Annotated in this window: 21 protein-coding genes and 1 tRNA gene; 12 read left to right on the top strand and 10 right to left on the bottom strand. The window is 52.7% G+C overall.

Features of this window, described 5'->3' with window-relative positions; translation table 11 throughout:
* Window positions 1-27 precede the first annotated feature (27 nt).
* Both HXY31_RS00590 and trxA read left to right on the top strand, forming a co-directional pair.
* Complete coding sequence (locus tag HXY31_RS00590; protein ID WP_292638405.1) at window positions 28-4,686, top strand: S8 family serine peptidase; 4,659 nt, start codon at window positions 28-30, stop codon at window positions 4,684-4,686.
* Window positions 4,687-4,729: 43 nt separating this feature from the next.
* Window positions 4,730-5,071 carry a thioredoxin gene (trxA, locus tag HXY31_RS00595; RefSeq protein WP_292638407.1) on the top strand — a complete coding sequence of 114 codons (342 nt, stop codon included), beginning with the start codon at window positions 4,730-4,732 and terminating at the stop codon, window positions 5,069-5,071.
* Here trxA and infB read toward each other — a convergent pair whose 3' ends face one another.
* The 6 genes from infB to glmM all read right to left on the bottom strand — a co-directional run bounded on the left by infB (window position 5,072) and on the right by glmM (window position 9,586).
* Window positions 5,072-6,862 carry a translation initiation factor IF-2 gene (gene infB, locus HXY31_RS00600; protein ID WP_292638410.1) on the bottom strand — a complete coding sequence of 597 codons (1,791 nt, stop codon included), beginning with the start codon at window positions 6,860-6,862 and terminating at the stop codon, window positions 5,072-5,074. It abuts the gene before it with no gap.
* Window positions 6,863-6,922: 60 nt separating this feature from the next.
* Window positions 6,923-7,327, bottom strand: coding sequence for a nucleoside-diphosphate kinase (ndk, locus tag HXY31_RS00605; protein WP_292638412.1), 405 nt, complete (start codon window positions 7,325-7,327; stop codon window positions 6,923-6,925).
* Between the two features lie 7 nt (window positions 7,328-7,334).
* On the bottom strand, window positions 7,335-7,547 hold the full coding sequence (locus tag HXY31_RS00610; RefSeq protein WP_292638414.1) for a 50S ribosomal protein L24e: 213 nt from the start codon (window positions 7,545-7,547) through the stop codon (window positions 7,335-7,337).
* Window positions 7,548-7,552: 5 nt separating this feature from the next.
* Window positions 7,553-7,768 carry a 30S ribosomal protein S28e gene (locus HXY31_RS00615; RefSeq protein ID WP_292638416.1) on the bottom strand — a complete coding sequence of 72 codons (216 nt, stop codon included), beginning with the start codon at window positions 7,766-7,768 and terminating at the stop codon, window positions 7,553-7,555.
* Window positions 7,769-7,783: 15 nt separating this feature from the next.
* Window positions 7,784-8,164 carry a 50S ribosomal protein L7Ae gene (gene rpl7ae, locus HXY31_RS00620; protein WP_292638418.1) on the bottom strand — a complete coding sequence of 127 codons (381 nt, stop codon included), beginning with the start codon at window positions 8,162-8,164 and terminating at the stop codon, window positions 7,784-7,786.
* A 63-nt stretch (window positions 8,165-8,227) separates the two neighbouring features.
* Entirely contained in the window at window positions 8,228-9,586 is a 1,359-nt protein-coding gene (gene glmM, locus HXY31_RS00625; protein ID WP_292638422.1) for a phosphoglucosamine mutase, read from the bottom strand.
* A 58-nt stretch (window positions 9,587-9,644) separates the two neighbouring features.
* Between glmM and HXY31_RS00630 the strand changes: the two genes are divergently transcribed.
* From HXY31_RS00630 to HXY31_RS00645, 4 genes are all read left to right on the top strand, one after another.
* Window positions 9,645-9,748 (top strand) — tRNA-Leu (locus tag HXY31_RS00630).
* 48 nt (window positions 9,749-9,796) lie between these two features.
* Window positions 9,797-10,321 (top strand): hypothetical protein, encoded by a 525-nt coding sequence (locus HXY31_RS00635; RefSeq protein ID WP_292638425.1) that lies wholly within the window; start codon window positions 9,797-9,799, stop codon window positions 10,319-10,321.
* A complete protein-coding gene (locus tag HXY31_RS00640; RefSeq protein WP_292638428.1) occupies window positions 10,318-11,310 on the top strand; it encodes a tyrosine-type recombinase/integrase in 993 nt (330 codons plus the stop codon). The genes HXY31_RS00635 and HXY31_RS00640 overlap by 4 nt, the downstream gene beginning before the upstream one ends.
* Window positions 11,311-11,396: 86 nt before the next feature.
* Window positions 11,397-11,747 (top strand): hypothetical protein, encoded by a 351-nt coding sequence (locus tag HXY31_RS00645; RefSeq protein WP_292638430.1) that lies wholly within the window; start codon window positions 11,397-11,399, stop codon window positions 11,745-11,747.
* Between the two features lie 98 nt (window positions 11,748-11,845).
* Here HXY31_RS00645 and HXY31_RS00650 read toward each other — a convergent pair whose 3' ends face one another.
* Window positions 11,846-12,370: a hypothetical protein gene (locus tag HXY31_RS00650; RefSeq protein ID WP_292638433.1), complete on the bottom strand. Its 525-nt coding sequence runs from the start codon at window positions 12,368-12,370 to the stop codon at window positions 11,846-11,848.
* A 407-nt stretch (window positions 12,371-12,777) separates the two neighbouring features.
* On the opposite strand from HXY31_RS00650, the gene HXY31_RS00655 reads away from it, so the two are divergent.
* Both HXY31_RS00655 and HXY31_RS00660 read left to right on the top strand, forming a co-directional pair.
* Window positions 12,778-14,013 carry a hypothetical protein gene (locus tag HXY31_RS00655; protein ID WP_292638435.1) on the top strand — a complete coding sequence of 412 codons (1,236 nt, stop codon included), beginning with the start codon at window positions 12,778-12,780 and terminating at the stop codon, window positions 14,011-14,013.
* 56 nt (window positions 14,014-14,069) lie between these two features.
* Window positions 14,070-14,807: a hypothetical protein gene (locus HXY31_RS00660; protein ID WP_292638438.1), complete on the top strand. Its 738-nt coding sequence runs from the start codon at window positions 14,070-14,072 to the stop codon at window positions 14,805-14,807.
* Between the two features lie 786 nt (window positions 14,808-15,593).
* On the opposite strand, the gene HXY31_RS00665 is transcribed toward HXY31_RS00660, so the two are convergent.
* Together HXY31_RS00665 and HXY31_RS00670 are read right to left on the bottom strand one after the other, a co-directional pair.
* Window positions 15,594-16,559, bottom strand: a complete 966-nt coding sequence (locus HXY31_RS00665) for a hypothetical protein (RefSeq protein ID WP_292638440.1) — start codon at window positions 16,557-16,559, stop codon at window positions 15,594-15,596.
* On the bottom strand, window positions 16,556-16,909 hold the full coding sequence (locus tag HXY31_RS00670; RefSeq protein ID WP_292638442.1) for a hypothetical protein: 354 nt from the start codon (window positions 16,907-16,909) through the stop codon (window positions 16,556-16,558). The genes HXY31_RS00665 and HXY31_RS00670 overlap by 4 nt, the downstream gene beginning before the upstream one ends.
* A gap of 122 nt (window positions 16,910-17,031) precedes the next feature.
* On the opposite strand from HXY31_RS00670, the gene HXY31_RS00675 reads away from it, so the two are divergent.
* Both HXY31_RS00675 and HXY31_RS00680 read left to right on the top strand, forming a co-directional pair.
* The gene (locus tag HXY31_RS00675; RefSeq protein WP_292638444.1) at window positions 17,032-17,841 is read left to right on the top strand and encodes a hypothetical protein; all 810 of its coding nucleotides are present in this window, start codon (window positions 17,032-17,034) and stop codon (window positions 17,839-17,841) included.
* Between the two features lie 101 nt (window positions 17,842-17,942).
* The gene (locus HXY31_RS00680; protein ID WP_292638445.1) at window positions 17,943-18,329 is read left to right on the top strand and encodes a dual specificity protein phosphatase; all 387 of its coding nucleotides are present in this window, start codon (window positions 17,943-17,945) and stop codon (window positions 18,327-18,329) included.
* An 18-nt stretch (window positions 18,330-18,347) separates the two neighbouring features.
* Here HXY31_RS00680 and HXY31_RS00685 read toward each other — a convergent pair whose 3' ends face one another.
* Entirely contained in the window at window positions 18,348-19,442 is a 1,095-nt protein-coding gene (locus tag HXY31_RS00685) for a hypothetical protein (RefSeq protein ID WP_292638448.1), read from the bottom strand.
* Between the two features lie 78 nt (window positions 19,443-19,520).
* On the opposite strand from HXY31_RS00685, the gene HXY31_RS00690 reads away from it, so the two are divergent.
* Together HXY31_RS00690 and HXY31_RS00695 are read left to right on the top strand one after the other, a co-directional pair.
* On the top strand, window positions 19,521-19,661 hold the full coding sequence (locus HXY31_RS00690; protein WP_292638450.1) for a ribbon-helix-helix domain-containing protein: 141 nt from the start codon (window positions 19,521-19,523) through the stop codon (window positions 19,659-19,661).
* Window positions 19,662-19,736: 75 nt separating this feature from the next.
* Window positions 19,737-20,639 carry a hypothetical protein gene (locus HXY31_RS00695; RefSeq protein WP_292638453.1) on the top strand — a complete coding sequence of 301 codons (903 nt, stop codon included), beginning with the start codon at window positions 19,737-19,739 and terminating at the stop codon, window positions 20,637-20,639.
* The last annotated feature ends 3 nt before the right edge of the window (window positions 20,640-20,642 follow it).

Below are 20,642 nucleotides of genomic sequence, written 5' to 3' on the forward strand. Positions count from 1 at the left end.
GAAAGGCCCTCCGGTATCTCGTAATATTTGATTCGTATACTGCCGGTCGTTCTCGCCGCGGTGCTGGTGGCGTCACTTGCAGCTCCGGCGTATTCGCTTCCAGTCAGCCCTGCCGCCATATCGTCAGGCGCGGCCGAGTCAAGGCCGCTAACCTCGCTTCCACCCACGCAGCTGCCGGCGGCTGACACGGTTGACATCTTTGGCTACACTGTTCCAAGGAGCACCATACGGACCGACTTTGGGGCCATCGACCTCGGCGGGCTTGCCTACAACGGCAACATTGGCAGGAGCCTTGTGTTTGGCAACGGCGACCTGCTGCCGCTTGCGGCAAGCGCACGCGTGGTGGGGCTCGGAAAGGGCGCAGACTCGTTCCTTGGCGTGGCGTATTCGCAGAACCCACTGCCGCCTGGGACAGGATTCACATACTCGCCCGATCCCCGGCTCACATTTGACTCTACGATAAGCGACATACTTGACAACTACACCGGGCCTGTCGACCCCGGCAGGTTCTCGGGCTCTTCTATAATCGGCGCCGACAGGGCTGCGGCAGACTATGGCGTGACTGGCAACGGCACGACTGTGGCAATAGTCGACACGGGAACCGACTTTTCAAACGAGGACATGCAGCACGCAATCGCAAGGGACGCAAAGGGCATACCCGTAATGCTTGACGCAGACGGGCAGGGCATCGTGCTGACAAAAGCCAAGTACATTGCAAACATTGACTCGCGCACCGGCAGGATAATGAACTACACCGGACAGCTGCCTGAAAACGTCACGTCTTCTGTCTATGTCAGCAAGTCCGGCGTCTACCTGAAGACAAGCCAGGGCACGATACCAATCTACAACTCGCTCTATCCTCTCCTTGGCTCCCCTGTGCTTGAAGGCGTGGCAAACGTCGACTGGAAGATTGGCAACAGCCCTGACGACTACATCCGGTCCAAGAGCGGCATGTACCGCTTTGGCGCCGCGTACCAGATAAGCTTCCAGTTCGGGGTGATAACTCTGGTGCTGATGCCCGTGCTCCTGGTGGACTCGCAAGAGCCGGGAGTCTATGACACCATAGTCCCTGACATGTCCTACGCCTGGTACACGTTCACCATCACCATTGCAGGGGCCTACCCCCAGACGAACTACCTGATACCAAGAGACATCACCTTTGACTTTACGGATGAAAAACCGTTCAAGCTGGGTGACGGAAACGAGCATCTCGTATACGACTACAACAGCGATGGCTCGCCGGACTTTTCAGCAGGCACCGCCGGCGCCCGGGTGCTTGACATCTGGCGCGTGACTGACAACAGGACCAGCATACAGCTTGTGGACAGGCAGGGCTACGGCGGGGTGTCGATGGCCCGGCTTCTTGAGCCTCTCGACCCTGCAGGCGACTATTTCGGGCTGATGTACGACTTTTCAGGGCACGGCACGAGCACCGCGGCAACGGTGGCGTCAAAGGGCAGGGCGCAGTACGGGCTTTACAGCAACTCGACCACGTACGCGCTTGCCGGGATGGCGCCTGACGCCAAGATACTGCCCGTAAAGGCACTCTGGGCCGGCGACGCGGTCTTTGGCTGGCTTTATGCCTCGGGATTTGATCAGGTAGAAGGAAAATGGAAGTATACCGGCGAGCACAAGGCCGACATTATCAGCAACAGCTGGGGCATCTCGAACTTTCCGCTTTTGAGGTACGGGCCCGGCTACGACGTCCTGAGCGTGTTCTCGTCGCTTCTGGTGGTTCCAGGGCTCCTTGCGCCGGACTATCCGGGGACAATGATGATAAACAGCGCCGGCAACAACGGGCTTGGGTACGGCAGCGTCGGGACTCCAAACGTCGCTCCCTTCAACCTTGCAGTAGGGGCGACGAGCAACAACGTGCACCTGCAGTACAGCGCGTTTGCCGGCGTCACGCGCTTTGGCTCGTCTGCGGCGTCGTACGATGAAATCGCAGAATTTTCAAGCAGGGGGCCAGGAGTCTTTGGGGACCCCAAGCCCGAGCTGGTGGCGGTAGGCTCGTACGGGTTCACGCCTTCTGCTGTCACCGTAAAGATTTTCGAGTCAAAGCGCGACGATCCAAACAACGACGGCGCGTTTGCCCTTTTTGGCGGGACCAGCATGGCGGCGCCAATGACGGCCGGCGCGGCGGCTCTTGTGATGTCCGACCTCAAAGAGAGGGGCAAGGCCGCAGACCCGTTCAGGGTCAAGAACATCCTGATGTCCTCTGCCAAGGACCTTGGCAACGACCCGTTTGTGCAGGGCGCAGGCAGGGTGGACGCGCTTGCGGCTGTCCAGCTTGCCCGGGCGTCAGGCGGCAAGTTCCTGGCCTACACTGACAGCACGTCGAAAAACATAATGGCCGCGCTTGCGCCTGCCATCAAATCCTATGAAAGCACGCTTGGCATCATAGATCCGGGCTACGTACAGGACGCGGCGCTTGAAGCTGCCGGCGAAAACCTTCCAGAATCACGGTGGTTTGCAGGGCAGATAGTGCAGGGGCAGTCGGCGTCAACCCAGATAACCGTGGAAAACCCGACCGGCAAAAAGATGGAAGTGCAGGCCGCAAGCAAGATAGAAAGGCTGGTCGCAAGATACGAGGTCAAAAACACCACCAGACTCTTTGAAGTTGACCCGACGCACGCGCTGAAGCAGCATGGCTTTGCGCCAAACTACCACAACCTGACCTCTATAATCGGCGGAGAAATCCCTGAATCAGACCTGATGGTTGCCAGGGTGAACTTTCCATTTAGCAGCTTTTTGAACTCTACCGAGGCGTTCGGGGATCACCTCCGCATCGCCTCTCTTTACAGCTACGACTGGCGGGACTCTGACAAGGACGACAAGGTGGCTTTTGGCGAGATAAACATGGTGGCGCGGGGCGGCTCGTGGGGGACGACACAGGAGCTCAGGGTGGGCGACCCTGCCTCCAAGTTCAAGGGCACCCCTGTCCTCGGGGTCTACCCTGTCCCGACCATATTCTCATTCTGGCGCGGCGACAGGCTTGTCAATTCGACTTCGATGGACTACACGCTCACAGTCGAGTTTTACAAGCGCCAGCCAAACCTGTCCATCCAGTTTGACGGATCAGGCGACCAGACGGTGCTGACAGTGCCTGCAAGGGGCACGGCAAAGCTTGGCGCCACCATCTTTACGGGCGACGATACGATGACTGGCAACTATTACGGCGAGATACTGCTCACAAACCCCGTCTCAAAGCATAGGGTGCTCATGCCTGTCAGCTACGTCGTGACCACAAAGCCTGTTCCAAAAGACGTGCCGGTTGTCATCGTGCCGGAAAAGGGGCGGGGCGAGCAGGACCTGGGCCTTCGGCCAAACGGCTACGTCGGCGGGCTTTCGGACATGACATCGCGCTATTCTGCGGGCGACTGGCGCTCCTACTATTTTACGGTGCAGGACCCCACGATAACTTCGATAAACCTGAAGGTGTCGTGGCCGCACAACTCGACAAGCGTAAACGCGATGGCGTTTGCGCCTGACGGCAGGACGGTGGCGTCAAGCGTGCCGTCGGGAGTGTTCCAGGAGTTTGCGAGCTGGCCGAGCAACGACTGGCTTGGCACCTCGCCTGTAAGCGAGGGCGGGTTCTTTTACTTCAGCCAGAACGCCGGCGACAATGCGACGGTGCTCTCGGTGCCCGTGAACGGGACGGGCACATACTCGGTGCTTTTGCACAACACGCTGTTCCACGGAGAAAGCCTGTACGAGCCGCTGGAGGTGGAGGCAAAGTTCTCTACCATCCTGCCAGACGACAGGCCGCCTGCGATAAACGCGGACCCGCCTATGTTTTCGACCGGGAGGCTAAAGATTCCGGTGCAGATAGACGACCAGAACCCCGCCGGGCTTTCGTACTCTATCGACGGCGCGGATCCCGTGAACGTCGGCACCAGATCTGCCACGCAAAAGGCGTTTGTGATAAACGCAAACACTACGGGCCTTGCCGACGGGCGGCACAGCATAAGGATCGAGTCTGCAGACACGGTGGGCCACTCGTCGGCGCTATTACACGAGTTCATAGTCGACACCACGCCGCCTTCTTCAGACATCACCGTGCGCCTGCAAAGCGGCACTGAAACAAAGGTCGGCGACACAATGGTGGTCGGGGGCAACGCGACGATCCTGTGGGACGTGACTGACGCAAACGGGGTCAAGGACGTCGTCCTTGTGACCCTGCCTGATTCCCGGCCTGCAAGGCACCCGGCGTCCTCGTCGGTGCAGTTTGACTCTACAGGGTTTGAGGACGGTGAGTACGAGTTTGTCCTGAGGTCAGACGACCTGCCCGGAAACAGGGCAACCCGCACGGTTCAGCTGGTGGTAGACAACACGCCTCCAGACGCAAAAGTATCTGTGAATGGAGGAGGGCAGAGGGGCGCAATCCCTGTCATACTTTCAGTGTCAGACGCGCACGTCGCAAGCGCCATTCTGGAGGTGGGCAACACCGTCGCAAACGTGACCGGCCTTGGAGAATACACACTTGACACGACTTTTCTACCAGATGGAAAGCACGAGGTCAAGCTTACAGTCACGGACGCGGCAGGCAACGTTTCGGTGGCCGCGTCGACACTTGAAGTCGCAAACGTTGTGCCCGTGATACAGGCGACCGCTGCCATTGGCGTCGCAGGCGGCGTCGCGGCCGGCATAGCCGTTGCATGGTTTGTACTGAAACGCAGGCGCTAATCCAAGAAATCTTAAATAGCGAGTTGGTTAAATTTCCAATTGCATGAGTGAGAAACACGCCTCGAACCCGAACCTTGTAGAGCTTGCAGAAAAGAACTTTGATGAGGTGGTAAACGGCGCCAAGCCCACCCTCGTGGACTTTTGGGCCACCTGGTGCGGCCCGTGCCAGTTCATGCTGCCTATATTTGACAAGCTGGCCAAGAAGTACGGGGACAAGGTGACCTTTGGAAGGCTCAACGTGGACGACAACCAGAGCGTCGCCATGCGCTACGATGTCTACGCGATCCCGACGTTCATCATCTTCATGAACGGCAAGGCGGTTGACAGGGCTGTAGGCGCAGTCGGCGAGAAGGGCCTCGAAGGGCTGCTGCAGAAATACCAGTGATCAGAGGTACCCGAAGGCCGGGTCCTCCTTCCTCTTTAGCCCGATAACGAAGTTCAGGATCTCCTTTTCGGCGTCGTTTAAGCGGTGGATGAACCTCTGCGTCAACTCTTTTGCCTGCCTGCTGTTGAGGTCGGTGTAAAACACGTCGCCCTCGTTTATCTGCCTGCCGATGGTGGGCTCTTTGAGCGAGACTGCGACCTGCATGCCTGTCTTTGCCTCTTCCATGGCTTTTCCGCTGTCCTGTATCTGGTGGACGGTGCCGACCTTCTTGCCTTCTTCGTTTATCACCTGCACCTTCTGCCTGAGCCTGCCGACCTGGATCTCGGCGCCAAACACTGCAGGGTCATTCCGGCGGAACACAAAGCCCTTCATGAACTGGAACTTGCACACCGGCGGGAGCTCGTTGAACAGTATCGACTCTTCGTGCTCCTTCTGGTACGCGACCCAGTCGACGTAGCTCCTGACCAGGTTGTAGATTATGCGCTCGTTGAATATCTTGACGCCCCTGTCCTGCGACTCTGACTCGGCGTCGTCGAGCACCTTTACGTTGAAGCCCAGGACAACGCCGCGGTACCTGTCAGACTCTTTTACCGCCGCCGCTTCGACGACGTCGCGCCGGGTTATGTTGCCAATGTCTGCCGTCCTTATGGGCACGCCGTCTTTCTTCAAGAGGTCGATGATGGCCTCAAGCGAGCCTATCGTGTCGCACTTTAGCATGACGCCGGTGGCTTCCATGTTGCTTATGATGGCGTTTTTCACCTCGCCTTCCACAAGCGATTTCAGGCGCTCGACTTCTGCCTTGTCGTCCTTGCCCGCCACGTAAAGCGGGCTTCCGGCAAGAACCCCTTCAAGGTCCGGCGACGTTATCTTTAGTCCCGCGGCTGCGACGACCTGGCTCACCGGCTTGAACTTGTCCCGCGGGTCGCGCATCTCATCAAGCGGCTTTGGCAGGAGCAGCGCCTTTATCCTTGTCACGACAGCACTATCCCTCTTTGCCACCACAACGCTGTCGCCCTGCCTCAGCGTCCCGTCAAGCAGTATCACGTTTGCAGAAGGTCCAAGGCCCGGCTCCTCGTTTATCTCTAGCACTATCCCCCTTGCGCCTTCTGCGTGCCTTTCAAGCCTCTTTGCCATGTACTGCTGGGTAAGGCCGACAAGCACCGCAAGGAGCTCGGGTATCCCGACGCCGGTCCTGGCGCTGACAGGCACGATTGCTATTTCTTTTGTAAAGTCCTTGACGCGCCAGAAAGCCTCCGACGGAAAGCCAAGGCGCGAAAGCGAGCCCACCACGGTGTAGAGCTTTTCGTCAAGCATGGTCTGGACGGTTGCATCCTGCTTCTTTGCCTCTTCGGTGATAAAGCGCGAGTGCGGCCGCCAGCCGGTCACCATGTCGACCTTGTTGAGCGCGACCACAAACGGCACCTTCCTCTTCTTCAGTATCTCTATGCTCTCAAGGGTCTGCGCCTCCACTCCCTTGTTCACGTCTGCGACGACGATTGCAATGTCTGCCGCCGAGCCGCCCCTTGCGCGCAGGTTTGCAAACACCTCGTGGCCCGGCGTGTCTATGACAAGCAGGCCGGGGATGGGCGTCTCTGCCTTGGCAAGCTTGGCATACAGAGGCCCGGTGACTTCCTTTATGGTCTCAATTGGGAAAAAGCTCGCACCGATATGCTGCGTGATGCCGCCCACCTCGCGGGCCTGGACTGCAGTCCCGCGTATCTTGTCCAGTAGGGATGTCTTACCCGAGTCCACATGGCCCAAAACTACTACTACAGGCTGCCGAAGCTCCAAGGATTGCCAGTCGGAAATGACCCGCGACTCGTTTATTTGTCTTTGTTCTGGCTTGCAGAATTAGCCGAAAATGACCTTGCTTTCCTTGGCAAAGCTCTCAGGCGAGTCCGACGCGTGGATGATGTTGTCCGTAAAGCCAAGCCCAAAGTCGCCCCTTATAGTCCCGGGGGCCGCCTCAAACGACTTTGTCGAGCCTATCATTATCCTCGTGGTTGCGACGGCATTGTTGCCTTCAAGTATGCACGCTACGACCGGCCCGGAAGTTATGAACGACACGAGCTCGCCAAAGAACGGCTTGTCCTTGTGGACAGAGTAGAACTCCTGCGCCTTTTCCTTTGTGAAGTTGTAGTACCTGAGGTTCTTTATCGCAAAGCCCTTTTCCTCAAAGCGCGCAAGCACCTTGCCGGTTAGGCCGCGCCTGAACCCGTCTGGCTTGACAACGATAAGTGTCTGCTCTACTGCCATTGCGCTGTCACTTCTTTGTGCGCAGGCCGCCCTTGGCGTACTTGGCAGTCCATTTCAGCTTTCTCGGGTCTCGGGAAAGCACGCGCAGGTTCTTCTTGCACTTGCTCGAGCACGTCCACTGCACCTGGCCGTCGTTTCTGACAAGCATGATGCCGTGGCCGACTGTAATGTGCCTGCCGCAGAAAAAGCAGTTTCGGAGAGATGATGCTGTCTTGCTCATCTAGATCACCTTATCTTGCGGGCCTCCCGCTCCGTCTCTCTCAGCATCAGGACGTCCTTCATCCTGACCGCGCCCTTGACGTTTCGCGTCAAGATGCGGCCCCTGTCCTTGCCCTCGAGAACCTTTACCCTTACCTGGATGACCTCGCCGGCTATGCCTGTCCTGCCCACTATCTGAATGACTTCGGCGGGGACGACCTTCTCTTCAGCTGCCTTGCTCATCCAGAATCAGCCCCATTATTCCTTTTTGCCCTTCAGGCCTGCGATGGAGGTAACGACCTGCTCAACGATGTGCTGGGCCTCACCTGCTTCAACGATGGTCGCGGCGGCCGAGCCTACGTCGATTCCAAGCGACATGCCCAGCTGCTGCTTGCTTGGGACAAATATGTAAGGAGCGTTCCTTTCCTCGCACAGTATCGGGAGGTGTGCTACTACTTCCGGCGGCTCGACGTCCTCTGCTATTACCACGAGCTTGGAGATTCCGCGCTCGATGGCCTTTGTGGTCTCGTTCGTGCCCTTGCGCACCTTGCCGCTCTGCTTTGCCACGCGGACTGCCTCGTAGGCCGCGTTCGCGAGGTCCTTTGAAACTTCAAACTTGACGAAATATGGTTTGCTCATTTTCTCACCCTATGGGATCATCCGATTGGATTTCTAGTGATTAGGAAGCGTATTAAAAACGTTTCAAATGCTAGCCTTCACTATCCTGCTGTACTCTTCCACCTTGGAGTCAAGGAGCAACTTGTCCGTTGATTCTGCATACATGCGAATCAGTGGCTCGGTGCCCGACGGCCTGACCATCAACCAGGTCTCGTCGTCTATCCATATCTTTGCCCCGTCCATCGTCTCTATCCTCTTGGGGCTGCCGTGGTCGATGCAAGCTTTGATGACCTTGCTCACCGCGTCGCGGGAGCCGAGCGAGAACTTGGTCTTTATTTTAAACGTCCTTGGAAGCTCTTCGACAAGGCCGGAAAAAGTCTTGCGGGCACCAGCGAGCATGTCAAGCACCAGCGCAGTCGTCATGGCGCCGTCCCTGACCTCGTTTATCGGGCCGTACATGAACCCGCCGTTTTCTTCAAGCCCTAATGGCGCGTTTCTTTCCACCATCTCCCTTGACACTTCCACACTGCCGACCTTTGTGTAGACAACATTCAGGCCTGCCTGCTCTGCCACCTTTTCAAGCACGATAGAGGTGTTGACAGGGCAGACTATCTCTGCCCCATGGTGTTTTTGCGCAAGAAGGTTTTTTGCTAGGAGCGCTCCTGTCACGTCGCCCCAGTATATCGTGCCACTATCGTCGCAGAATATGCTCCTGTCGCCGTCGCCGTCAAACGCGACGCCAAAGTCCGCCTTGCCAGACCGCACCACTTCAGAAAGGACGCCGAGGTTGTCCGGCGTCGGCTCGGAGCCGCGGCTGGGAAAGTCACTGTCGATGTTGCCGTTGACGACTATGACCTTGCAGCCGAGCCTTTGCGCTATCATGGGCGCGCACACCGCCTGCGCGCCGTTGCCAACGTCCATCGCCACTGTCAGTCGCTTTGAGCGTATCTTCTCTGCGTCGACAAGCGAGAGCACCTTCTCTGCATAAGAGGGGATGACGTTTTCGTCAGCAAACTCCCTGCCGTGCCCAGACGTCGTGGCAAAGCGCCTTTCGTAGTAGATTTCTTCCACTTTGAGCTCGTCTTCCCTTGAGATCTCGACGCCGTCGGCGGCCGCGGGCTTGATGCCGTTGTACTCGGGCGGGTTGTGCGACGCAGTTATCATTATGCCTCCATTGTATCTGCCACTTTTTGCGGCAAACTGAAGGCACGGGGTCGGCACAAGGCCGGCATCGCCGACGTCAAGGCCGGCAGAGTTGAGCGCCGAGCACACAAGCCGCGATATCGCCGGGCTGGACCTGCGCCCGTCGTAGCCGACAGCGATTGGCCCGCTTCCATAGTAGGTGGCAATCGCGTACGTGAGGTCGATAACAAGATCGTTTGTGAGGTCCTTTCCATAGACGCCGCGGACTCCGTTTGTTCCAAAAAGCCTCTGCCTCTGCATTTCACAGCTTTTAGAATGTAACAATAGATAAATTTGGCTACACACCGGTGCTGTTGATGCGGGGGTCGCCAAGCCCGGTCAACGGCGCAGGGCTTAGAAATGGCAACCGCCACTACAACCCTGTTCCTTAGGGATTCGTGGGTTCAAATCCCACCCCCCGCACCCTTTTACTAGTAACGCTTTATAAGCTCGGGTTCCTAGACCATTGTGATGGTGGTCAAGAGCAAACAACTGACCGACCGGTCGATCTACGTCTACCTGCCTACTTTAGAGATGGCCAAAGAATGGAAAGGGCTTGCCGAAAAGTCCAAGCTCCCGATTTCGCGTTTCGTAATAGAGCACGTAGAAAACTCGCTAAAGCAAGAGCAAAAGAAAGCATACGAGTCCCGCGCAGAACTTCTAAAGCAGCTGAAGGAGAAAGACGAGGAGATTGCCAAGCTGAGAAAGCAAATTCGGATGTACGAAATGCTCTCAGAGAACCAGGAAAAAGAGCTGAAAAAGTACAGGGCAAAGCCCTTCCAGCAAGACAAGTTTGAAGGGGTCAGGGAGTTTGACAAGGACCTCATCCATGTGCTAAAGAAAGAAGGCACGGTAGACAGCGACAAGATACTAAAGCTGCTTGATGTCGACCCCAAAGACACAGATATCGTCAAGGCTATCAACCGCCAACTTCATCTGTTTCAAGCCTACGAACTTGTAGAACCTACCCCTAGGGGCTGGAGATGGGTAGGTTGACCGCCGTTGAGCTCAAGCCCGCCGTTGATATCGCCAAACTGATGCAAGAGTTCGTAGAGGACTGCAAGGTCCGCCACCTAACAGACGAGACGATAGGCCGGTACAAGTCCCCTCTCAAACTTTTCTTCAAGTTTGTGGCTGAGAAAGACAAGTCTGTCTATGAAGTCGACAAGTTTGTCCTCAAGGACTTTATCCAGTATCGCAGAGGGCAGGACATCGACCAAAAGACCATCGAGAACAACTTTACGGCTTTATCGACCTTCTATGAGTTTTTATGCTTTGAAGGCTACACCTACGCCAACCCTGTCTTGCCTGTCAGAAAGCGCTACTTGAAGCGGTACAAGGACGACGATGATGGAGGAGATAACTTTGACGAGTCTGCTAGAAAGCTTGCTACTGTAGAGCAGATGGCCATGCTTGTCAACTCTATTCTGAGCGTGCGCGACCAGGCTGTTGTGCTGACCCTGGCAAAGACCGGCCTTAGGAGAAGCGAATTAGCGTCAATCGACATAGAGGACGACAATGGCGGGACAGGAAACGTCAACTGGGTTGAGCAGAGCATTACGTTGACAAGAAAGAAGTTCAAAAAGAGAAGCGGCAGGACCGTGTTCGTTGACGGCGAGACAGCCCGCGTTTTGAAGAGGTGGGATGCTCAGCGCAAGAAGCTTTATCCAAAGACAAAGGCGCTTTTTGTCAACGAATACGGCGAGCGCCTTGGCCGAAACGGCATCTACAACCTTGTAACAAAGTATGCACACGCAGTGGGTCTACATGAGCCCAAGTCAGATAGGATTGAAGACCATTTCAGCGCACACAACTGCCGGCACTGGTTCACCACTTGGCTTCGCAGAAATGGGATGCCCAGAGAGTTCATCAAGGCGCTGAGGGGAGACAAGCGCAAGGACGCTATCGACATCTATGACCACATCGATAGGGAAGAGCTGAGGAAGGCATACCTAGCTTTCATACCTCAGCTGGGCCTCGAATAATCCACACTATAAAATAAAGAAATGTGCAAGAAGTTTGCTACTGTGGACAAAATGTTAAATATATTGTACATGCAATACTGTTGTGCATGAATAACAACGCCGAATCCCAACGGAAGCCCGAAGATCCTCTGGATATGCTTACGAGGCACACCAACGAAGTCGCACAGGTGGTTGTAATGAGCATTGACAATTTCTTGGATGGAGAACTCCACAATGCAACAGGCAGGCCATTGGATGGGCTAGTTCAAAGATTTAGAGAGCACGAGTACGTGCAGCAAATTCGTCAAGGCTCGTTCCTTGCGTTGCCGTCAGAAAAAAGAGGCTCGAAATCCATCAAAATTAATGATGGTGGTCCGAAAAGGGCCAGCACACCTGAGGAGGAAAAAAGAGAAGCCCTTCGGTGGCTGGTGAATACTCTCTGTAGAAAGAAGTCTTAAGCCCTGATCGATCTTCGCTACAACTGTCCATACGATTTGGCAGCATACTTTCGGATTGGTTTCTAACCTACCGTGCATATGGTCCACATCGCATACAGCTAGGAACGATGATATCCGCCATCAACAAGATTTTGTAGGCCCCACAGCTCTACGGCTGAAGTGTCTATTGGGAGCAGGAGTATCCTTTTGCACTTGCTCCCTGCTCCATAATTTTGATGGGCGATGAAGCCTTTGTCCTCCCGTCGTGCGATTTCAATAAAGAGTATGTCGTCCTTGTCTGGTGGAATCTGCCTTACTGCCAGAATGTCCGGCTTTCCTCTTCCTCCCAGCATGGCAAGCATTCTGGATATCTCGCTTGGTTCCGTGCATACTTGGTACCCCATTTGCTGTAGTTTCTTTTTGCATGCAATGACCATGTTCTCGTAGAGGCTGTCTGCACCCTTTCGCATAATCTCGTTCTTGCAGGTATTGTTGCTCTCAAATGCCCCGGCAATCCACCATGCTGTGGCGTAATCTACTGAAGGATACTTTTCGCTGACCTTTGTGGCCGCCTCACCGATCGCAGAGCCAGTTTCAAGCAGCTTTTCCAACTTCTCACTTATCTCTTCCCAAGATATGGTCATCTGTTTCCGTCCGCGCCTTGACCTGTTGGGCATTAACGGCACGGTATCATTTGTTGATTATTTAACAAGAGTAATATCAGAAGTTGCACCAAATACGCGATTTGCTGTTTCTGAAATGAGACATGCACTGTTGGATATGTAGGTGGCCATTAGTGATATCGCAAAGGAAAAGTTGGCAAAAGATCACGATACAACGAAGTAATAATGTCATGAACTTACATCATTGAAGCCTTTTGAATTCATAGGTCTTTTGAAATTGAAAGGAAACCGGAGTGAGGAACAAAATTATGCTGATATCCCACTATATTTGTTCATGCAATTTACGTAAAAACGCCACGAATAGATATAAAATAGCTATAGAAACCAATATCAGCTCTAATTAATACTTGTTGCCATAAAACGATACTATGGTTGGTCTTGGAAAAGGCAAAGTTTGGGCGATCTCTGCTGCAGCCGTCTTTTCGTTAGTGTTACTGACTGGCATGATGTTGCCAGCCATGAACGTATCAGCTCAAAACACCGAAGAAATGGACAGTGCGACAAGAGTTGCGCTGAACAAAAAATACCTAAGTGAAGCGCGTGAAGCATGGCTCCAGAAAACGGATGAAGCGGAGAAGATAACACAATATGAAGATCAGAAAAAGGATGCAGTTAGCGAAGCAGACAGGTTAGCATTGGACGCAAAAATCCAGGAAAGTTTGGCAAAAATCGAACAGCTTAGCGCGCAAATACAAGCTCTGGAAGAGCTGAACAAAAAACTATACGTGATGGATCCTGATCTCAGAAGTAGATTATTTGCCGCATCAAACTTGCTATACAACAAGTACGTCAATCAGTCTTCGACGAGCTACATAGGCGAAAACCCTGTTGAAGATGTCTCGCCACTTCTCCTAACTAGGACCTTGGAGATTTTAGTCAATCCTGAAAAACTAGCTGTCGACAAGAGTAATCTTCCAGAGGAAACTGAAGTGGATGGATTCCCGGTAACCATAGAGTATGGAACACTCCAAGAGACTTCATGTGTTAGCGGCAGACAGAGTGAATGCAGACCTCTCGTAGCTGGAATTTCGGTTGCTGACCAAAGCTTGGCGCCTGATTTAAACACAATGGGATACAAGGCAGTGAGAAATGGTTACGTCGGGTTTGTGATCGCGGGACATACATCTACTGGTGTCCTGGCAAACATCGTGCAACCCCATAACGATAGCACGAAAACGGTAGGCGTTGTAGTGGTAGACGATCCAAACGTGCTTGACGCGGCCTTCGTAAAAGCGAATCCCGGCATCACCGTGACTGATGACATCTGCGCGGGGACAACGTCTTGTTCAACGTATTATGATGCAGTTAGCAAGAGACCCGACTCGCAGCAGACAGAGGGCACCTTCATAATCAAAGCTGGAGCTTCTGGCGGTAGTGACTTGGGTGAGGTATCCGTCAATTATCCTGACAGAAACAACATTAAGGCGTATGTCTGTGGTTGGGCGGGCGGAGATAGTGGATCAACGATATTCCATGAATCAGGCGGTAGCGGTGCAGACATATTTGGAATGATGCACCTCGCTTCTCCGACTACCTGCTACGTGTACTACTATCCACAAGACATCATCTATTCAAAAATAGGAGCCAACCCTGCCCTTTCGTAAAATGGTGATGAAGTGGCACTCCACAACTTTTTTTTATTACTAATCAGATTCTGGAGATGATGGTTACATTGTTACATTTTCAGGCGTTTTTCATGCTGACTTTTGTCTTGTTTGGATCTACAGCATTAATTGCAAATGCATCTGTCAGCAGCGACGATCAAGAAGGCTGGCAAACAAAACATGTGGTAGGAAGATTCTATAACGCAGACCCGCCAAAAGAGGACGAGATTTTCAAGTTCCAGTACAGAGTTATTAATGGAACGGTAGATGAATTCAAGATTGTACGAGGATCGGATCCTATTGTATTAGGCCAATCGTTTGATATCAAAGTGAGCAGCACCGCCGACGACGCGGTTTTTGAGGTCATGGTTCCGCGGAACTTTCCCTATACCAACTTCCCTTCTGATACTCCTTCTGGCATCGATAACTTTGATTTCTTTCCCAAGGGCGATGGAACTATAGAGTATACTAGGAATACAACTGATTGCTTCTTTGTTTTCTCAGTTCCGGTCACCAGCAGCATAGAGATGAGCCTAGCGATGACAGCCATACTTAATAAGTCTCCATATCATGGCGACGAAATTCCTGATGAGTGCACGCCAGAGACAGTGGTAGAAAACGTGTCAACAAAACCCGATGGCACTATTCGTCCTTCTCATCAAGTCGGTGCCGGCGTCGCGCCTGAAGATGTTATGTGTCCAAGTAGTCTTGAGCTTATTCTTAATCCAAAAGGAAAGCCATATTGCGCAACTGAAGCAGCAATCGAATTTCTCGATAGGGTCTGGAACAGGTAGAAGAGATTATGCTTTTGGTTTTGCCTGCATATTGAATTTAGAAATCAGATAGTGTAGCCTGCTCTGCTACTTTTGTTCGACGGCGAGCAAAAAGGCGTTGGCCCAAAGGAACCCGCTCACATATGAGATAATGAAGTCAGTTAGCCAAGAAGGTCCCTATTTGCAATATTCAAGAATATAGTTGCCTATACTATTACTCTCGGTCTGACTACCTCTTGCTATGCAACGAAATCAAAAGATAATTAATACTTGGCAAAAACCTGATTTTAATCGAAATCGGTCTAGACCGATTTCGTGGTTTCCTTCTAGTGAAGCAGCTCGTATTCTGGTGTTAGTACGATGTCTGTCTATAGAATCTACAATCGGGAGCGTCAAGAAGGCGTCGGCGGACGGCTAACCGACTATGGAGGCCACTGAACCGAACAAAACCGCGCTAAAACACCTTCATCTTAGCCAATTAGCCATTCACCGGCTAAGGAAGGCCTTGTAGGTAGATTGTTGCTTTTTTGACAAATAGTTTCATGCAGTCTCTTGAATGCCCGAGCTGGCGCATCTGACGGCGAAGGTGTCGAGAGCGATATAGGATATCCCCAGGGGAGATTGCACGTCCTCCTGGTCATGCAACTGCCCCTTCAGACGAACCTCATGCACTGTCGCTGGAAATTCATGTACTCAAATACAGGGCACTTTCAAGGGCAGGCAGACCAGATTAAAACCAAGAACTGCTCCCTTTGGCCATTGGCAAAAAATGATCAGTCTGTGATAGTCATGATTGCAAAAATCACTCTAGTCTTTGAGAAACTCTTCTGCAAGCTTTTTTCGTATCTCTTTGTCGCTGAGCCCTTGACGCTTTAGCTGCATTGACCTTTTTCTTAACAGTCTGGCCAGCTTTTGCTCTACAGGCCGGCTGATCCTTTCCGCCTGTTCTGTCTCTCTGAGCTCTTGGAGGAAACCTGCAGGTACGTTCTCTTTGAGCTTTTTCTCGACTATTCGGAGTAGCGTCCTTGGTGGGAGCGACTCTACCTCCCATGCCCGGTTGCCGAACTTTTCTACATACCCTTTGGATCTGCTGTCTTTTCTTTTTGTCCTGATGGCAGGCAGCCTGTATCTCTTTACCTGCTGCATGGTAAGCGCAATCCTCTCAATTTCAAGGCCAAGAGACTCCATTTCATGGCGTGTCACCTCGTCTATCCTCAATCCTGACGGGTCGTGGTCTCCAAGAAGGAGCACCTTTCTTACTCCCCTTTTTCTGGCTCTTTGGAGTGCCTTTCTGAACATTGTCAGCGAGCCAAAGCCCCTTTGCGCAAGTATTGGAACATGGTACTTGGCTGCAAGCTTTTCCAAGAAATGCTCCAGGCTTGACTTTTCAACCCACAGCTCTATTTTTGCGTCCGGCATCTCTGGCATCCTTACCTGCCTTGTAGGATCGTCAAACTTTTCTTCAATGTCTGGAAAAAGTCTTCGAAGTTTCTTGAGCGAGTACCCAAGCCGTTTATAGAATTTCCGGTCATTGGGATACCTGTACAGAGACACCAGCCTGTAAAATAACATCCTTACTGTTATCGACGAATAGTGGCGCAGCGTGTCCAGAACTCTGAGCCTTAAGAGGAGCACTCCTGCAGTTTTAGATATGCCTGCGACTGACTGTTTTTTGTGCTCGTCTAGCTTTGGTAATTTTGACAGTATGTCTTTAACGGCAGCCGAATGATGGCCGTCCTCTCTTCCTCGTGCTCTGGGTCTCTTGCTTTTCAATGGACGATGCCCTCCCCAGCCTGCCTTCTGCGCTTGGACGCCGATACTGTGGGACTGGAATTGGTATCTGTGTAGCGCCTTGTCGTTATTTTCCGCTCGCCACGTCGTCTGACTCTGATAGTTCCGTCTTCCAGAATCAGCACTCCAACATGCGAGCCTTTGACAAGCGCACTCTTCCATTTCAAAATCTGTTCTTTAGAAGTGCGGACAATGAAAGAAGCAACTAGCGTGATAGACTGCTCCTCAACTTTTTCTACCCTGCCGGTGACCTCAGTCCACGGCTCTATTTCGCGGCTTGAATTGAAACTGTCTGAATCCGTCGTTTCTGGCTGGATCGAGTCAGTCATCATCAGACAACCTAGCGCCGTGCCAATCGCATATGCTCATGGCAAAGTTTTGCGCGCACCCATTAGCCAGCCAGATGACAGAAAACAATAATGCAGAGCCTGCTTCTATCCCGAGTTAGCGAGCAATGGATCTGGACTCGATTTCAAGGTACACGCTAAGAGACTTCACTGGCATCGCCGTATTGAGGACGCTTCTTTGGAAGGAAAGGCCTCTTTCTGTCGCAGAAATGGTGGATTCCTATGAGCATATGTATCCAGATTCTGCTGAAAGGAGGAAGAACAGGAAGTCAAGAGAAGGGGAATACCGCCGTGCCCTGAACGGCAACAAAAAGTATCCCGGTCTTTTGAAGAGAAAGTTTGCGGTGCGAGTCAACAGTGCTCCAGGGCATGACGATACTTTTCAGATAACAAAAGATGGTATCCAAGCACTTACAGTTACCGAGACGATATCGTATTTCATGAATATGGCTGAAAAGCTGTTCCTCACAGAGAAAACAGCACAGCAGCTATTCAACCTCGTTGAAAGACGTAGATACGTTCCAACTGAGCAGTTCGGCATGGGAGTGAGCAGCATAAGCTTTGGAGATCCTAATCCTGCAGATTGGGAAGAGATTGTGAGGGAGCAGCTAGACCTTGAGAGGGAGCTATCGGAAAGCTATCCCGAAGTATTCAAGATGTGGAAGAAGGGCAATCTAACTTTCGAAATGGCAAGGAGCATGAGAGAATCGACTCTCTCGGCGTTGAAGAAAAAGTTTCCTCGTGCCTTCAGCTCTTGGATTGTGGGTCTCCCGGGAGGTCTGAGGGATGAGCTCAAAGAAAAGAGACTTCGATGGGAAGGAAGCGATGATGCCCAGAACGTGGCACAGTATACGACTGCCGTACGCAGGATTTGGCAGGAATCAAAATTACGACAGAAGGATTTTCTGAACTTGTAACGTCCTCCCACCTTGGCCATAAGTTAGGCATTCTCGTTTTTCAATTTGATACAATCAATCCTTAGCTTAATGAAGGAGTAACACCTAATCTGAATTTCCCTATGTTCAAGGTCACTGATACCCTTGCCACCCACGGTCTTGGAGAGACCACGTATCCAGCCAAGGGCCTGCAGGAAGGTTTCTTGGGCGAGACAGACTTTTGGATAGTCGACGTGAGGGACATGCTAGACGAAAGCCAACCAGTTGATGTCTACAGGCAAAAGATAGACTACGCCATTTCATGCCTTGAAAAACACGGCAGGATTGTGGTATGCTGCGGAGCGGGCCAGAGCAGGAGCCCTGCCATAGCCATAGGCGTCCTTATGAAGCGCTACAGCATGGACTTTTACGATGCGTACAATCTGGTTAGAGAAAATGTGCCAGTGGCGCAGATAGAGCCGTCACACATCAGAAGGCTAAAAGAGCTGTTTGATGTCGGGCTGCCTTAGCAAGGAATCGGTGAGAACCTACCACGATTCCATGTCCGAAACATTCCTGACCTTTCTGATGCTGCCTGCTATCATCCGCCTGCACAGACTGAGCAGCTCGGCCTTTTTACCTAGCTCAAAGGTTTTCGATGCGGCGTATCTGCCGTGCATCATGCCCTGTGCGTCCCATGTCATCAGGAGAAAATCGTCTCTCCGGCGCTGACCGTACACGAGGCTTTCATCGCCCGGCCTTGGTGTAAGATCATACTCTCTTCTTGGACAGACAAGCATGCCTGCGTCAAAATATCCGCTCGGCGCGTACCTCTCAAGCTGATCGTATCCTCCCGAGCCTTCTGGGGCGGTATCTTCAACTTCTACGTATACGGATAGCTCGTCGAAGGTTGCCCTCTTATCGGTTGTGCCTCCATGAAGTCCGCCCAAGAAAGCCGACAATTCGATTTCGTGCAACCACCCTCCGTATCGTATCAGACCTTCTCGCATAAGCCGGTTCTGAAAGTCGCCAAGCTTGACTGCCACCAAATCAGGCACACCTCTTATGGGAAGGAAGTTGTTGGTTACGCCAAAGTCGTATTCGGGAAATATGATGTAACCCCGCTCTGCAAGGACAAAGCCGGCCAGAATGCCGTACAGTTCTTCTCCGCCCGTACAGCAGATGATTATTTCTGAAGGGTCATAGCCGTCTCCTTTTGCGTCACCAGCGGCATTTTTCATGTACATTGCGAGCTTTTCCTCTTCCGATTTCTTGCCGGCGCTAAAACTGTCATAGTCATGCTGTGGAAGCAGCATCACTGCCTTGCGTCCAGAAAGCGTCGGTTCATACTCCTTCAGAGAGTAAGCGCCCGTCCAGAACCTGATACCGTAATGCAGCGGCGTCGTGACTCGCCCGTCCCTTTCTGGAAACGCACTCCTACTTACACACAGTCCAAAGAGAAGCGCCAAATGATCCTGTTTAAACTTCAGGTAGATTCTGTCGTAGTCCCCCCTGATGTCGACTGCTTCCGGCTGCAGGCCAAGCGCAGAGGTGTTCAGCAGGCACTTTGCCTCGTATTTCCATATCGCATGCGAGTGAGGTATATTCCTGTATGGATAATGGATAGACCATACGTTATCCAATTATCTAATAAACTTTCTTGGTTTTCTGACGCTTGTCTTCAGCCCTTGTCGGATAATCAGGAAGGTCCAAAACAGTATGTGAACGTCAAGATACCGCAGGAGCTTGTGGAAGAGATTGAAAGGCTCATCAAGAAGAAAAAGCTGGGCTACAGGAGCAGGGCTGAGTTTGTCATCGAAGCCTGCCGGGAAAGGATTCTGCGGATAAGAGAAGCCCCGTAAAATTGTTACATATCCTAATATTCACCTAGTACCTATATGACCCATGTACGGACCATGCTCACGAAGGCAAGACTCTTGTCTGCGGTGGCAGTGGCGCTACTTGTTGAATCCGCCGGGGCATATTGGGATATTTCCTACCATTCTCTCAATGAAGTTGATACGTTCTTCCAGCCCGCCCACATGCTCATCTATTCAGGAGCGGCAGGTGCTCTGGCCTTCGGGCTTGTCATGGCTGTAGTCCACAAGGTAAAGCGCTTTGCAATCCTTTCAGCAGTCATTCTGGCCGCAGGCTATGCGGACATGCAGTGGCATGAAACCTTCGGGTTTGACGGCCTCTTGTCTCCTGTGCACGTGGCGCTGATGGGAGCCACCGCCGGACAGGCAGTCGCCGTTTTCCGCATGGCCTCTACGGCAAGAGCAAAGACCTTTGCACTTTCAGCCGTGTGGCTGTCGTTTGCCTTTGCGCTGTTCATGTTCTCTCTTCCTGCCAGCAAGACCGAGGCATTTGACTTTAATCCGCCGGCCCTGTTCACCCTCGGTTTGGGCATAGTAGCCTTTCCTCTGCTATCGCTTCTGGTCATGGGGCAGGCAAAGGCCAACGGTATCCGGCCGGTGATCGTGACTGCAATCTACACCGGCATCATATCAATTGCGACGCTTGCATTCAACCCGCACGTCAGCTGGATAGTGCCGCTTTTCCTGCTTAACGTGGCAGGCGCGTACGCCATAGAGCGGTGGGAAGTAGCCAAGCTCTTTGCTGGAGCCGGCTGGCTTTTGACCTATGCACCTTTTTCCGCGTTCGTAGTTGGCTATGGTCTGTATGGTCAGGTGGCAGGAGTCGAGCAATTCACTGACATGGCCATCAAGACCCAGTGGGCTATCCCTCTCATGGTGTCGGCCGGAGGGTTGGTTGGTCTCTTGTTATCGGTAAGAACTGGACTGGCGTCAAAGTCATTCTGCTCGATTGTCCGCAGATAACTC

Origin of the sequence: Nitrososphaera sp., assembly GCF_013388945.1 — an archaeon.
Classification (GTDB): Archaea; Thermoproteota; Nitrososphaeria; order Nitrososphaerales; family Nitrososphaeraceae; genus Nitrososphaera.

Bases quoted from the DNA above. Each gene is read 5' to 3' on its own strand.
- HXY31_RS00610 (WP_292638414.1), bottom strand. From the start codon at position 7,547: ATGAGCAAGACAGCATCATCTCTCCGAAACTGCTTTTTCTGCGGCAGG.
- HXY31_RS00680 (WP_292638445.1), top strand. From the start codon at position 17,943: ATGTTCAAGGTCACTGATACCCTTGCCACCCACGGTCTTGGAGAGACC.
- ndk (WP_292638412.1), bottom strand. From the start codon at position 7,327: ATGGCAGTAGAGCAGACACTTATCGTTGTCAAGCCAGACGGGTTCAGG.
- HXY31_RS00635 (WP_292638425.1), top strand. From the start codon at position 9,797: ATGGTGGTCAAGAGCAAACAACTGACCGACCGGTCGATCTACGTCTAC.
- HXY31_RS00645 (WP_292638430.1), top strand. From the start codon at position 11,397: ATGAATAACAACGCCGAATCCCAACGGAAGCCCGAAGATCCTCTGGAT.
- HXY31_RS00670 (WP_292638442.1), bottom strand. From the start codon at position 16,909: ATGATGACTGACTCGATCCAGCCAGAAACGACGGATTCAGACAGTTTC.
- HXY31_RS00660 (WP_292638438.1), top strand. From the start codon at position 14,070: ATGATGGTTACATTGTTACATTTTCAGGCGTTTTTCATGCTGACTTTT.
- rpl7ae (WP_292638418.1), bottom strand. From the start codon at position 8,164: ATGAGCAAACCATATTTCGTCAAGTTTGAAGTTTCAAAGGACCTCGCG.
- HXY31_RS00615 (WP_292638416.1), bottom strand. From the start codon at position 7,768: ATGAGCAAGGCAGCTGAAGAGAAGGTCGTCCCCGCCGAAGTCATTCAG.
- HXY31_RS00675 (WP_292638444.1), top strand. From the start codon at position 17,032: ATGGATCTGGACTCGATTTCAAGGTACACGCTAAGAGACTTCACTGGC.
- glmM (WP_292638422.1), bottom strand. From the start codon at position 9,586: ATGCAGAGGCAGAGGCTTTTTGGAACAAACGGAGTCCGCGGCGTCTAT.
- trxA (WP_292638407.1), top strand. From the start codon at position 4,730: ATGAGTGAGAAACACGCCTCGAACCCGAACCTTGTAGAGCTTGCAGAA.
- HXY31_RS00655 (WP_292638435.1), top strand. From the start codon at position 12,778: ATGGTTGGTCTTGGAAAAGGCAAAGTTTGGGCGATCTCTGCTGCAGCC.
- HXY31_RS00650 (WP_292638433.1), bottom strand. From the start codon at position 12,370: ATGACCATATCTTGGGAAGAGATAAGTGAGAAGTTGGAAAAGCTGCTT.